This is a genomic window from Peterkaempfera bronchialis, assembly GCF_003258605.2.
Lineage (GTDB): Bacteria > Actinomycetota > Actinomycetes > Streptomycetales > Streptomycetaceae > Peterkaempfera > Peterkaempfera bronchialis.
Genome location: NZ_CP031264.1, coordinates 5,963,328 through 5,978,184 on the forward strand (window position 1 = coordinate 5,963,328; position 14,857 = coordinate 5,978,184).

Sequence of the window (14,857 nt, forward strand, 5' to 3'; positions counted from 1 at the left end):
GACCGGGAGCGGGAGAACGGGTGAACACGCATGAGCGATGAAGAGAAGATCCTCGGCTACCTGAGGAAGGTCACCGCCGACCTCCACCAGACGCGGCAGCGGCTGCGCGAGGCCGAGGCCAGGAACCAGGAGCCGGTCGCGATCGTCGCCATGGGATGCCGCTTCCCCGGCGGGGTCACCGGCCCGGAGGAGCTGTGGCGGCTGCTGCGGTCCGGTACCGACGCCATGGCCGAGTGGCCCCACGACCGGGGCTGGGACGTCGACGCCTGCTACGACCCCGAGCCCGGGACACCCGGCCGCAGCTACACCCGCACCGGAGGCTTCCTGGACCGGGTCGGCGACTTCGACGCGGGCCTCTTCGGCATCTCGCCGCGCGAGGCGCTCGGCACCGACCCGCAGCAGCGGCTGCTGCTCGAAGTCTGCTGGGAGGCCCTGGAACGCGCCGGGATCGACCCGCTCGCGCTGCGCGGCAGCCGCACCGGGGTCTTCGCCGGCACCAACCTCCAGGACTACCCGACTCTGCTCTCCCTCTCCGCCAGCCCGGAGGCCGGCGGCGTCGGCAACTCGCCCAGCGTGGTCTCCGGCCGGGTCTCCTACACCCTGGGCCTGGAGGGCCCCGCCGTCTCCATCGACACCGCCTGCTCGTCCTCGCTGGTGGCGCTGCACCTGGCCGCACAGGCGCTGCGGGCGGGGGAGTGCGACCTGGCGCTGGCGGGCGGCGTCACCGTGATGTCCACCCCCGGGGTCTTCCTGGAGTTCAGCCGGCAGCGCGGTCTGGCCGCCGACGGCCGCTGCAAGGCGTTCGCCGACGCCGCCGACGGCACCGCCTGGGGCGAGGGCGTCGGGGTCCTGCTGGTGGAACGGCTCTCCGACGCCCGCCGCAACGGCCATCCGGTACTCGCCGTGCTGCGCGCCAGCGCGGTCAACCAGGACGGCGCCTCCAACGGCCTCACCGCCCCCAACGGCCCGTCCCAGCAGCGCGTCATCTGGCAGGCGCTGTCCGCCGCCGGACTCTCCCCGGCCGATGTGGACGCGGTGGAGGCGCACGGTACGGGGACCACGCTGGGCGACCCGATCGAGGCACAGGCACTGCTGGCCACCTATGGCCAGGACCGGCCGGACGGCAGCCCGCTGTGGCTCGGCTCGGTCAAGTCCAACATCGGGCACACCCAGGCCGCCGCCGGGGTGGCCGGTGTGATGAAGATGGTGCTCGCGATACGCGAGGGGCTGCTGCCGCAGACCCTGCATGTGGACGCGCCGTCCTCCCATGTGGACTGGACGGCCGGCCGGGTCGAACTGCTCACCGAGGCCCGCCCCTGGCCCGAGCTGGACCGGCCGCGCCGGGCCGGGATCTCCTCCTTCGGCGTCAGCGGCACCAATGCGCATGTCATCGTCGAACAGGCACCGCCCCCGGACGGTTCCGAGACCACCGACGCCCCCGAGGCCGCCGGCGTACTGCCCTTCGCCATCTCGGGGCGGGGCGAGGCGGCGCTGCGCGCCCAGGCCGCACACCTCCGCGACCACCTGCGCAGCGGCGCCGGGCGGACCCAGCGGCCCGCCGATGTCGCCTGGTCGCTGACGGCTTCCCGCCCGGCGCTCGACCACCGCGCCGTGCTGATCGCCCACGACCCGGACGAACTGCTGCGGAGCCTGGACGCCTTGGCCTCCGGCACCCCCGCCGCCGGTCTGGTGCGCGGCCTTGCCGACACCGAGAGCGGGCCGGTGTTTGTGTTCCCGGGTCAGGGGGCGCAGTGGGTGGGGATGGCGGTGGGGTTGTTGGATGCCTCGCCGGTGTTTGCTGCGCGGGTTGCGGCGTGTGAGGCGGCGTTGGCGCCTTTTGTGGACTGGTCGCTGGCGGATGTTCTGCGTGGGGTTGAGGGTGCGCCTGGGTTGGACCGGGTGGATGTGGTGCAGCCGGTGCTGTGGGCGGTGATGGTCTCTCTCGCCGAGCTGTGGCGGTCGTTCGGTGTGGTGCCGTCTGCGGTGGTGGGGCATTCTCAGGGGGAGATCGCGGCGGCTGTGGTCGCGGGGGGTCTGAGTCTGGCGGATGGCGCGCGGGTGGTGGCGTTGCGCAGCCGGGCGATTGTGGCGTTGGCCGGGCGCGGTGGGATGGTGTCGGTGGCGCTGTCTCGGCCGGATGTTGATGAGTTGCTGGGTGGGTTTGCGGGCCGGGTGTCGGTGGCGGCGGTGAACGGGCCGTCGTCGGTGGTGGTCTCGGGCGATGCCGATGCGCTGGATGAGCTGATGGCCCTGTGTGAGGGCCGGGAGATCCGGGCGCGGCGGATCGAGGTGGACTACGCGTCGCATTCGGCCCATGTGGAGGCCATCCGCGAGAAGTTGGCGCAGGTCCTGGCACCGATCGCGCCGGTGAGCGGCACGGTGCCGTTCTTCTCCACGGTGACCGGGGACTGGCTGGACACCTCCGGTCTGGGCGCGGAGTACTGGTACACCAATCTGCGGCAGACCGTGCAGCTCGAACCGGCGGTGCGGGCCCTGCTGAGCGAGGGCCACCGGGCGTTTGTCGAGGTGAGCCCCCACCCGGTGCTGACCATGCCCGTCCAGGAGACCGCCGAGGCAGCCGACACCGGCGTCGTGGTGACGGGAACGCTGCGCCGTGGTGAGGGCGGCCCGGAGCGGTTCTATGCCTCGCTCGCCGAGCTATGGGTCCGTGGCCTGGCCGTGGACTGGGCTCCGGCCTTCGCCGACCACGCCCCCCGTACGGTCGACTTGCCGACGTATGCCTTCCAGCGCCAGCGCTACTGGCCGCAGCCCGCCCCGGCCCGGGTGGTGACCGGGGACACCGCCGACGCCCGGTTCTGGGAGGCGGTCGACAGCGGCGACCTCGGCACGCTGACCGACGCCCTGGCCCTGGACACGGAGGCCCTGTCCGCCGTCGTGCCCGCGCTCTCCGACTACCGCCGACGTGCCGTGGAGGGCGCCACCGCCGACTCCTGGCGGTACCGGATCACCTGGCGTCCGCTGCCCGGCGGACCCGCCCGATCGCTGACCGGCAGCTGGCTGGTGGTGGCCCCCGCGCAGCACGCCGGGAACGCCACGGTCGGCGCCGTTCTGGACGCCCTGCGGCGGGCCGGGGCCGACCCGGTGACCGTGCCGGTGGACCCGGAGTCCGACCGCGACGGCTGCGCGGCGGCGCTGGAGGCCGCACTGCGGACCGGCGACGGCGACCCGCGCGGCGTGCTGTCGCTGCTCGCCCTGGACGAGGGCCCGCATGCGGCCCGCCCCGGCCTGCCGCGCGGCTTCGCGGCCACGGTCGCGATGGTGCAGGCGCTGGACGGTCTCGACCTCCGCGCCCCGGTCTGGTTCGCCACCCGAGGTGCGGTCGCCACCCGGCCGCACCATGGCGTCGACTCCCCGACGCAGTCGCTGGTCTGGGGCTTCGGCCGGGTCGCCGCCCTTGAACAGCCCGCCCGCTGGGGCGGTCTCGTTGACCTCCCCGAGACGCTGGACGTCACGGCGGCCGACCGCCTGGCCGGTGTCCTGGCCGGGACCGACCATGAGGACCAGGTGGCGATCCGGCCGACCGGCGTGCTGGCCCGGCGGCTGGTCCGGGCCGCCACCGGCGGGATCGGCGGCGCCCGCCGCTGGACCCCCTCCGGTACGGTCCTGGTCACCGGCGGCACCGGGGCGCTGGGCCGACATGTGGCCCGCTGGCTGGCCCGCAGCGGCGCCGAGCATCTGCTGCTGGTGAGCCGCCGGGGCCGGGAGGCGCCCGGCGCAGACGAGTTGGAGGCCGAGCTGACCGGCCTGGGCGCCGGCGTCGAGCTGGTCGCCTGCGACATCGCGGACCGGGACGCGCTCGGGGCGCTGATCGCCGCGATCCCCGCCGAACGCCCGCTCACCGCCGTTGTGCACACCGCCGCCGTCCTGGACGACGGCGTGATCACCTCGCTGACCCCGGAACGGCTCGCCCGGGTGCTGCGGGTCAAGGTCCAGGGCGCCCTCAACCTGGATGCGCTGACGGAGCGTCACGAACTCTCCGCCTTCGTTCTCTTCTCCTCCTCGGCCGGTACCTTCGGCGGCCCGGGCCATGGCAACTACGCACCGGGCAACGCCTTCCTGGACGCCCTGGCCGAGCAGCGCCGGGCACGCGGCCTGCCGGCCACCGCCGTCGCCTGGAGCGGCTGGGCCGACGGCGGCATGGCCGAGGGCACCGTGGGGGAGCGGTTGCAGCGGCACGGCGTACGGCTGATGGACCCCGGCACGGCGGTCTCCGCATTGCAGCGGGCCCTGGACCACGACGACACCTCACTGGTCGTCAGCGACATCGACTGGGAGGTCTTCGGCGCCGAGCTGGCCCAGGGCAGGCCGCGCCGCCTCTACGCCGACCTGCCCGACCTTCAGCGGGTGCTCGCCGCCACCCGGCAGCCCGACCGGGACGGCGCCCCCGCCGACGGCCCCGCGCTGGCCGACCGGCTGGCCGAACTCGGCGAGAGCGACCGGCGCCGGGCCGTACGGGAGCTGGTCCGGGCGCATATCGCCCATGTGCTCAACCACCCCGACCCGGACGATGTGGAGCCCACCCGCTCCTTCCGGGAACTGGGCTTCGACTCGCTCACCGCCGTCGAGCTGCGCAACACGCTCGGCGAGGCCACCGGCCTGCGGCTGCCGGCCACCCTGGTCTACGACTACCCGACCCCCGCCGCGCTGGCCGACCACCTCAGGGCGGAACTGGCCCCGAGCACGGCGGCCTCTGCCTCGGCCCCCACACCTGTCCCGAGCGCTGCCCGGACCGACGACGACCCCATCGCCATCGTGGCGATGGGCTGCCGCTTCCCGGCCGGCTCCGACTCCCCCGAGGCGTTCTGGCGGCTGCTCTCCGACGGCGTCGACGCGGTCGCGCCCTGGCCGGACGACCGTGGCTGGGACCTGGACGCGCTCTATGACCCCGAGCCCGGTGTGCCGGGCCGGAGCTATGCCCGCACCGGCGCCTTCCTGGACGGTTTCGCCGACTTCGACCCCGGCTTCTTCGGTATCTCGCCGCGTGAGGCGCTGGCCATGGACCCCCAGCAGCGGCTGCTGCTGGAGACCTCCTGGGAGGCGTTCGAACGGGCCGGGATCGACCCGCTGTCGCTGAAGGGCAGCCGCACCGGAGTCTTCGCCGGGACCAACTACCAGGACTACTCCTCCCGGCCCATCGCCGCCGGTCAGGGGGCCGACGCCCACCTGGGCACCGGCAACTCCGCCGCCGTGATGTCCGGCCGGATCTCCTACACCCTCGGGCTGGAAGGCCCGGCCGTCACCGTCGACACCGCCTGCTCCTCGTCGCTGGTCGCGCTGCACCTGGCCGCGCAGGCGCTGCGGGCGGGGGAGTGCGACCTGGCGCTGGCGGGCGGCGTCACCGTGATGTCCACCCCGGGCCTCTACCTGGACTTCAGCCGGCAGCGCGGCTTGGCCGCCGACGGCCGCTGCAAGGCGTTCGCCGACGCCGCCGACGGCACCGGCTGGGGCGAGGGCGCGGGCATGATCCTGCTGGAACGCCTCTCCGACGCCCGCCGCAACGGCCACCCCGTGCTGGCCCTGGTCCGGGGCTCCGCCGTCAACCAGGACGGCGCCTCCAATGGCCTCACTGCCCCCAACGGCCCCTCGCAGCAGCGGGTGATCCGCCAGGCGCTCGCCGCCGCCGGACTCTCCCCCGCCGAGGTGGACGCGGTGGAGGGGCACGGCACCGGGACCACGCTGGGCGACCCCATCGAGGCGCAGGCGCTGCTGGCGACCTACGGTCAGGACCGCGACGAGGACCGGCCGCTCTGGCTGGGCGCGGTGAAGTCCAACATCGGGCACACCCAGGCCGCCGCCGGTGCGGCCGGACTGATCAAGATGGTCCTCGCCCTGCGGCACGGGCTGCTCCCCAGGACGCTGCATGTGGACACGCCGTCCTCGCATGTGGACTGGGCGGCGGGCCGGGTCCGGCTGCTCACCGAGAACACCCCCTGGCCTGAGCTGGGGCGTCCGCGCCGGGCCGGGGTCTCCTCCTTCGGCATCAGCGGCACCAACGCCCATGTGATCCTCGAAGAGGCCCCCGCCCCCGAGCACTCCGAGTCCGCCCCCGAGCCCGCCCCGGCGCAGCCCGCCCCGGTCGTCCCCTGGACGGTGGCGGGCCGCACCCGGGCCGCCCTGCGGGCGCAGGCCGAACGGCTGCTGGCGCATGTCCGCGCCCACCCCGAGCTGGCCCCCCGGGACATCGGCCTCTCGCTGGCCGCGACCCGCTCCGCGTTCGAGCACCGCGCCGTGGTGCTCGGCTCCGACCCGGCCGAACTCTGCGCGGGCCTCGCCGCCCTGGCCGCCGACGAGACGGCCCCCGCCCCCACCCCCGGCCTTGCGGTCGGCACGGCCAAGGGCGACGGCGGGCTGGCCTTCCTCTTCACCGGCCAGGGCGCCCAGCGCACCGGCATGGGCCGCGAGCTGTACGACGCCCACCCGGCCTTCGCCGAGGCATTCGACGCGGTCTGCGCGCACCTTGACGGGGTGCGCGAGGTGGTCTTCGGCGACGACGCGGAGCGGCTGGACCGTACCGGGGCCACCCAGCCCGCGCTCTTCGCGTTCGAGGTGGCGCTGTACCGGCTGCTGGAGTCCTGGGGGATCGAACCCGACTACCTGACCGGTCACTCCGTCGGCGAGCTGGCCGCCGCCCATGTGGCCGGTGTGCTCTCCCTCCCCGACGCCTGCGCCCTGGTCACCGCCCGGGGACGGCTGATGCAGGACCTCCCCGCCGGCGGCGCGATGTACTCCCTCCAGGCGTCCGAGGACGAGGTCGCCCCGCTGCTGGCGGGCCGCGAGGCCGAGGTGGACATCGCCGCCCTCAACGGCCCCGCCGCCACCGTGATCGCCGGTGACGAGGACGCCGCCGCCGAGATCGCCGCGCACTTCGCCGGGCTCGGCCGCAGGACCGCCCGGCTGCGGGTCAGCCACGCCTTCCACTCGCCCCGGATGGAGCCGATGCTCGACGCGTTCCGGGAGGTCGCCGGGACGCTCGGCTATGCACCGCCCCGGATCGGCGTGGTCTCCGGAACGACCGGCCGACTCGCCACCGCCGAGGAGCTGACCTCGCCCGAGTACTGGGTGCGGCACGCCCGCCGGGCGGTCCGCTTCCATGACGCCGTCAGCTGGCTGGCGGACCACCAGGTCACCCGGTTCCTGGAGATCGGCCCCGACGCCACCCTCACCGCCATGGCGCAGGCGGCCGTCGACCCGGACCGCGCCCTGCTGGTACCGGCGCTGCGCAAGGACCGCCCGGAGACCCGCACCGTGCTGGAAGCCGTCGCCCGGCTGCATGTGCACGGCATCTCGCCGGACTGGCGGGCGCTCCTCCCCGGGGCCCGGCGGGTGGAGCTGCCCACCTATGCCTTCCAGCGCGACCGCTACTGGCTGGCCGCCGGACCCTGGACCGGCGACCTGGAGGCCGTCGGCATCGACCCCGCCGGGCACCCCTTCCTGGGGGCGGCCGTCACCCCGGCCGGTACCGACACGGTCGTCCTCACCGGCAGGCTCTCGCTGGCCACCCACCCCTGGCTGGCCGACCATGCCGTGCTGGGCCGGGTGATCCTGCCCGCCACCGGCTATCTGGACCTGGCCGTCCACGCCGGTGACCGCACCGGCTGCGGCCACCTCGCGGAACTCACCCTGGAGACCCCGCTGGTCCTCCCGGAGAGCGGCGCCGTCCAGCTCCAACTGGTCGTGGACGGCGCGGACGACTCCGGGCAGCGCGCCTTCGCCGTGCACTCGCGGCCCGCTGGCGCGGACGTCCCCTGGCAGCGGCACGCCCAGGGACTGCTGGGCCCCGGGCCCGACCGGCCCGGCCCGGCGGCGGAGCTGACCAGCTGGCCGCCCGCCGGAGCGGTGGAGGTCGCCTCCGACGGCCACTACCAGCGGTTCGCCGACGGCGGATTCCACTACGGCCCGGCCTTCCAGGGGCTCGGCACGGTCTGGCGGCGCGGCGACGAGGTCTTCGCCGAGGTCGCGCTGCCCGAGCAGTGCCACCCCGACGCCACCCGCTTCGCCCTGCACCCCGCCCTGCTGGACGCCGCCGTCCAGGCCCTGCTGGTCGACCTGCCGACCGGCCCGGAGGCGGCCGAGGGGACCGGTACCGGCGAGGCCATGCTGCCGTTCGCCTGGAACGGCCTCACGCTGCACGCCGAGGGCGCCACCGCCCTGCGCGTACGGCTGGCACCGGCCGACCGCCCCCGCACCTTCTCCGTCCTGGTCACCGACACCGCCGGGCAGCCGGTCGCCACCGCTGACGCCCTCTCCCTACGGGCGGTGACGGCCGATCAGCTGCACCGCGACCCGGCCGACCCGCAGCGCACCGGGCAGCACACCCCGCAGGCCGCCCTGCTGGTCGCCGACTGGCGGGCGGCCGTCCCCGCGTCGCAGCCTCCCCGGCCGGAGACGGTGCGCTGGATCCTGCTCGGCGAGGGCGACGACCGGGTGGCGAAGGCGCTGGACTCCGCAGGCGTCCACCTGGAGTCCTACGCCGACCTGGAATCGCTCGGCCGAGCCGTGGACACCGGGATGGCCATGCCGGAAGCCGTCCTGGTCGCCTGCGACCCGCGCGCCCGCGAAGGCCGGCCCGTACCCGAGGCCCTGCACCGGCTGCTCGGCGAGACCCATGACCTCTGCCGCCGCTGGCTGACCGATGAACGGTTCACCGCGTCCCGGCTGGTCCTGGTCACCCGAGGCGCCATCGCCGCGACCGCCGAGGAGGGCGTCCACGACCCGGCCGCCGCAGCGCTGTGGGGCCTGGTGCGGTCCGCGCAGGCGGAGCACCCCGAGCGGTTCCAGCTGATCGACCTGGACGACACCGACGCCTCCGAGCGCGCCATGCTCGCGGCCGTCGCCGCCGCCCACCCGCAGACCCTGGTCCGCGACGGTGAGCCCCGGCTGCCGGGCCTCGCCCGGGTGGAGCCCGCCGCGACCGCGCACCCGGACCCAGCTGGCCCGGACGGCACCGGCACCGTCCTGGTCACCGGGGCGACCGGCGCCCTGGGCGCACTGACGGCCCGTCACCTGGTCGTCCGGCACGGCGTACGGTCCCTGCTGCTGGCGAGCCGCCGGGGACCCGCCGCCGACGGCGCCGACGCCCTGGTCGCCGAACTCACCGCGCACGGCGCCGAGGTGCGCCTGGTCGCCTGCGACGCCGGAGACCGGGCGGCGGTCACCCGGCTGCTCGCCGAGGTCCCCGCCGGACACCCGCTGACCGGGGTCGTCCATATCGCCGGGGTGGTCGACGACGGCACCCTGACCTCCCTGGACGGCAGCCGGTTCGACCGGGTGCTGCGGCCGAAGGCGGACGCCGCCTGGCTGCTGCACGAGCTGACCGCCGACCTCGGCCTCTCGGCCTTTGTGCTCTACTCCTCCGTCGCCGGGACCTTCGGCTCCGCCGGGCAGGCCAACTACGCCGCCGCCAACGCCTTCCTGGACGGCCTGGCCGCCCACCGCAGGGCGCTCGGCCTGCCCGCGACCTCGCTGGCCTGGGGGGCGTGGGCGGACGGCAGCGGCATGACCGCGAGCCTGGCCGACACCGACCGCCGCCGGATGGCGCGCGGCGGCATGCGTCCGCTCACCGCCGACCAGGGCCTCGCCCTGCTCGACGCGGCGCTGGCCACCGACCGGCCGGCCCTGGTCGCCATGGCGCTCGACCCCGGCCGCAACGCCGTCGACGCACTGCTGCGCCGACCCGGCGCTGCTGCGCCGCGCCGCACCGCCGAAGCGCACCGCCCGGGGCCCGCCGCCCTGGCCGCCCGGCTCTCCGGGCGCACCCCGGAGGAGCGCCGGGCCGTCCTGCTCGACCTGGTACGCGGACAGGCCGCCGCCGCGCTCGGCCATGCCTCGCCCGAGGCGGTCGAGCCGGACCGGCTCTTCACCGAGCTCGGCTTCGACTCGCTGACCGCCGTGGAGCTGCGCAACCAGCTCGGCACCGCCACCGGACTGCGGCTGCCCCCCACGCTGCTCTTCGACTTCGCCACGGCCGACGCCCTCGCCGCCCAGCTGGACCGGCGGCTCGCCGAGCAGCCGACCGCCACCGCCGCACCGGCGGAGGGGGCCGCCCCCGCAGCCCGGTCGGAGGACACCCTCGGTGCCCTCTTCCGGCGGGCCTGCGAGTCCGGCCGGGTCGACCAGGGCTTTGAACTGCTCCAGGCGGCGGCCGAACTGCGGCCCACCTTCACCACCCCGGCCGAACTCCCCACCGTCCCCGAGCCGATCAAGCTGGCGAGCGGTACCGGCGCCCCGCCGCTGGTCTGCTTCAGCTCCTATGTGGCGCTGGCCGGTGTGCACCAGTACGCCCGGTTCGCCTCCGCCTTCCGGGGCGAGCGCGACGTCTGGGCGATGCCCACCCAGGGCTTCGGCACCGGGGAGCCGCTGCCCGCCTCGCTGGACGCCATCGCCCGCCTCCAGGCGGAGTCGGTGGCCCGGCAGCTGGACGGCGCCCCGGGCGTGCTGCTCGGCTCCTCCTCCGGCGGCGTGCTGGCGCTGGCCGCCGCCCGCCACCTGGAGGAGTCCGGGACCCCGCCCACCGCCGTGGTGCTGCTGGACACCTATATGCCCCGCGCGGACTCGCCGTTCCTGCGCTTCTCCCAGGAGATGATCGGCGGGATGTTCGACCGCGAGTCGATGTTCGCGCATATGGACGCCGACCGGCTGACCGCGATGAGCTGGTACATCCGCATGATCGGCGAATGGGAGCCGGGCGCGCTCTCCAGCCCGGTCCTGCTGGTGCGCTCCAGCGAGCCACCGCTGCCCGCCGACACCACCGGCCCGCTGGAGCCGCACCAGTGGCAGACCTCCTGGGACCGGGCGCACACCGTGCTCGACGTCCCCGGAAACCACTTCACCATGATGGAGTCGCATGCCCGCTCCACGGCGGCGGCGACAGCCGACTGGCTGCGCACCCTCAAGCCCTGACGCCCCGACGCGCCGGCATGCGAATATCTCCCCGCCTTCGCCCGGCGGCCTTTAGCAACTTTCCTAGTGCGCCCCGACCGATACTGGCGGTATGGCAGTGAGGATGAGCACGGAATCATTGAAAGCGCTGACCGACGGCTGGCTTTCCTGGGATCTCGACGCATGGACGCGGCATATTGTGCAGCGCCATTTCGACCCCGCGACGGGGTCGGCGTTCTGGCTGAAGCAGCGCGGCAGCCTGGACTTCGACCCGCTGGAGATCACCCGGTACGAGGAGCTGGCGGCTTTCGGCAACTTCGACCTGGCCACCCTCCGCGACCAGGACCCGGCCGACTTCGTCCCCCAGGACGTGCCGCGCCCGCTGGCCGGACGGGTCTTCGAGTCGGCCGGGACCACCGGCAAGCCGTGCCGGGTCTTCTACACCGAGGCGATGGCCGAGCACTGGGCGGCCTGGCGCCAACTCGGCCGCACCATGGCCGGGTTCGAGCCGGGCGGCACCTGGCTCGACGCCTGTCCCAGCGGCCCGCACCTGGTCGGCCAGGAGGCCGACCAGCTGGCCGACCTCTACGGCTCCACCGTCTACTCCATCGACCTGGACCCCCGCTGGATCAAGACGCTCATCCGGGGCGGCCGGCTCGCCGAGATGAACGCCTATGTCGACCATGTCATCGAGCAGGTCACCGACATCCTGGAGAGCCGGCCGGTGGACTATCTGCGGACCACCCCCGCGATCGTCCAGGCGCTGATCAACCGCCGGCCGGAGCTCACCTCCCGGCTCAAGGGCGTCTACCTCGGCGGCACCCAGCTCACCCCCGACTCCTACCGCCGCTTCTCCGAGGCGCTGGGCGGCGGCGTGATCGGAGCGACGTACGGCAACACCTTCGGCAACGCCAACGGCCTGCCGTCGCCCGACGGCGGCAGCACGCTGCCCTATGTGCCCAACTACCCGCACACCACCATGGCCGTGGTCGACAAGACCGACCCGACCCGCGTCGTGGAGTACGGCGAGGAGGGCCGGGTGCGGCTGATGGTGCTGCACGAGGACCTCTTCCTGCCCAACGTCCTGGAGCGCGACCAGGCGCTGCGCTATGAGACCCCGGCCGAGTGGCCGTGCGACGGGGTGGCCAATGTGCAGCCCCTGAAGATATCCACCGCCAGCCCCGAAGGTCTCTACTGAGACGCACCGCGCACACCGCCGTGCCCGCCTGGTCGTGGCATTCACCCCGAATTACGATCGAAAGGTAGGGCGGTCATGCTGCGCACCGATGTGATCCGGCCGCTGCACGAATTGCTCGCGGAGCACGCCGATCGCCTCGGCGAAAAGACCGCATTCCATGACGCGCGGGGCAGCGTGACCTATGCCGCGCTGGAGCGGCGCACCCGGCTGCTGGCCGGGCATCTCGCCGCGCTGGGCCTGGAGCGCGGCGACAGCGCGGCGCTCTACCTCGGCAACTGCCTGGAGACGGTCGAGAGCCATCTCGCCATCGCCCGGTCCAGTGCGGTGGGCGTGCCGCTCAACCCGCACTCCACCGACGCCGAACTGGCGTATCTGCTCGACGACAGCGACGCCCGGGTGGTGATCACCGACCCCGCCCACCTCGACCAGATCCGCCGGATGCTGCCGCAGCGCCCCCGGCTGGCCGTCGTGGTCACCGGGGACGGGCCCGCTCCGCCCGGCGTCGCCTCGTTCGAGTCCATGGCCGCCACCGAACCGCCCGTCCCTGCCCGGGACGACGCCGGGCTGGACGACCCCGCGTGGATGCTCTATACCTCCGGCACCACCGGCCGGCCCAAGGGCGTGCTCTCCACCCACCGCAAGTCGATGTGGGGCACCGCCGCCTCCTATGCGCCGCTGCTCGGACTCTGCGAGTCGGACCGGGTGCTCTGGCCGATGCCCATGTTCCACATGGTGGCGCACAACCTCTGCGTACTGGGCGTGGTCGCCGTCGGCGCCACCGCGCGCATCCTGGACGGCCTGGCCGCCGGGGACATCGTGGAGGCGCTGCGGGAGGAGCGCTCCACCTTCCTGGTCGGCGTCCCGACGATGTACCACCAACTGCTGGAGACGGCCCGGGAGACCGGCCTCGGCGCACCCGAGCTGCGGATCTGCATGGTCGCCGGGTCCGCCTGCGCCGCCTCGCTGCACCATGACTTCGAGGACGCCTTCGGCATCCGGCTGCTGGACAGCTACGGCTCCACCGAGACCGGCGGCCCGATCACCGCCAATCTGCCGGACGGCCCCCGCTTCCCCGGCTCCTGCGGCATCGCGGTGCCCGGGCTGACCGTGCGCCTGACGGACCCCCGGACCGGGGAGGAGGTGGCCGACGGCGAGGAGGGCGAGATCCGGGTGCAGAGCCCGGCCGTGATGCTCGGCTACCACCGGCAGCCCGAGGCCACCGCGACCGTGCTGAGCGACGGCTGGTACCGCACCGGGGACCTGGCCCGCCGCAATGCGTCCGGCTTTCTCACCATCACCGGCCGGATCAAGGAACTGATCATCCGTGGCGGCGAGAACATCCACCCCCGCGAGGTGGAGGACGTCCTGATCCAGGTGGCCGGCGTCGCCGAGGCCGCGGTGGTGGGCCGACCGCACCCGGTGCTCGGCGAGGTACCGGTGGCCTATGTGGTGCCCGGCCCCGCCGGGGTGGACCCCGGAGTGCTGCTCGCCACCTGCCGCGAGCAGCTTTCGTACTTCAAGGTGCCGGAGGAGCTGTACGAGGTCGACCGGATCCCTCGGACGGCGATCGGCAAGGTCACCCGGCAGGCGCTGCTCGACCTGCCCGCCCGGCTGCGGCTGGCGGGCGGGACCTTCCATGCCTCGCTCCTCGCCGTCGACTGGCAGCCGCCGGCGCTTCCCGTTGCGCCGCCGCCACCGGACGGCTGGGCCATGATCGAGGCCGGTACGGACATCCCGGCCGCCCCGATCCCGGGTATCGCCGTACTGCCCTGCCTGCCCGACCCGGCCGGCCGGGCGCCGGTCCAGGTGCTGGAGCAGGTGCGGCAGTGGCTTGCCGACGAACGGTGGGAGTCCTCCCGGCTGGTGGTGGCGACCCGGGGCGCGGTGGCCGCCGTACCGGGCGAGGAGGTGCCCGACCTGGCACACGCCCCGCTCTGGGGCCTGCTGCGGACCGTCCAGGCGGACCACCCGGGCCGGGTCGTCCTGGTGGACCTCGGCCCCGACGCGGAGCTGCCGGACGCGGCGGCCGTCGCCGCCACGACGGATGAACCGGCGGTGGCGCTGCGGTCCGGCGAGGCCCTGGTACCCCGGCTGGCCCGGGTCCCCGCCGACACCGCGCCCCGCCCGGCCCTCGCTCTGGACCCCGATGGCCTGGTGCTGCTCAGCGGCCCGCTCGGCGGACCCGGCTCGGTGCTCGCCCGGCAGCTGATGGCCGAGCACGGCGCACGCCACCTGCTGCTCATCGGACCCGGCACGGCCGACACGGCGGACGCGGCGGACGAGGCGGACGAGGCGGCCCTCCGGGCAGAGGCGGCGGAGTTCGGCGCCACCGTCACCGCCGAGCCCTGCGACCCGGCCGACCGCGACGCCCTGGCCGCACTGCTGCACCGGCTGCCCCGCCCGCTCACCGCCGTCGTCCAGATCGCCGACCCGGCCCCCGACCGGCTCCAAGCGGCGCTCCACCTCCATGAACTGACACAGCATCATCAGCTGGCGGCCTTTGCCACCATCTCCTCGGCGGCGGGCCTGACCGGCGCCCCGGGCCACGCCGACCATGCCGCCGCCGGAGCCTTCCTGGACGCGCTCGCCCACCACCGCCGCGCCCACGGCCTGCCCGCCACCTCCCTCGCCTGGGGCCCGCCGGACGCAGCCGACGGCCTCGCCGCCCCGCCGACCTGCGGGGCGCCGCCCTCTTCGGCCTCGCCCTGACCGGCGACCGGGCCGCCCTGGTCGCCGCCGACCTGGACCTCGACCACGTCG

2 protein-coding genes and 1 pseudogene are annotated in these 14,857 nt (G+C 74.8%); all 3 read left to right on the forward strand.

What is annotated here, in order from left to right; translation table 11 throughout:
• Positions 1–66 precede the first annotated feature (66 nt).
• Positions 67–10,920 (forward strand): annotated as a pseudogene (locus tag C7M71_RS25740) (type I polyketide synthase); the annotation flags it as partial.
• A 103-nt stretch (positions 10,921–11,023) separates the two neighbouring features.
• A complete protein-coding gene (locus C7M71_RS25745) occupies positions 11,024–12,097 on the forward strand; it encodes an arylcarboxylate reductase (RefSeq protein WP_111494735.1) in 1,074 nt (357 codons plus the stop codon).
• Positions 12,098–12,172: 75 nt separating this feature from the next.
• Positions 12,173–14,806 carry an AMP-binding protein gene (locus tag C7M71_RS25750; RefSeq protein ID WP_114914570.1) on the forward strand — a complete coding sequence of 878 codons (2,634 nt, stop codon included), beginning with the start codon at positions 12,173–12,175 and terminating at the stop codon, positions 14,804–14,806.
• Positions 14,807–14,857 lie beyond the last annotated feature (51 nt).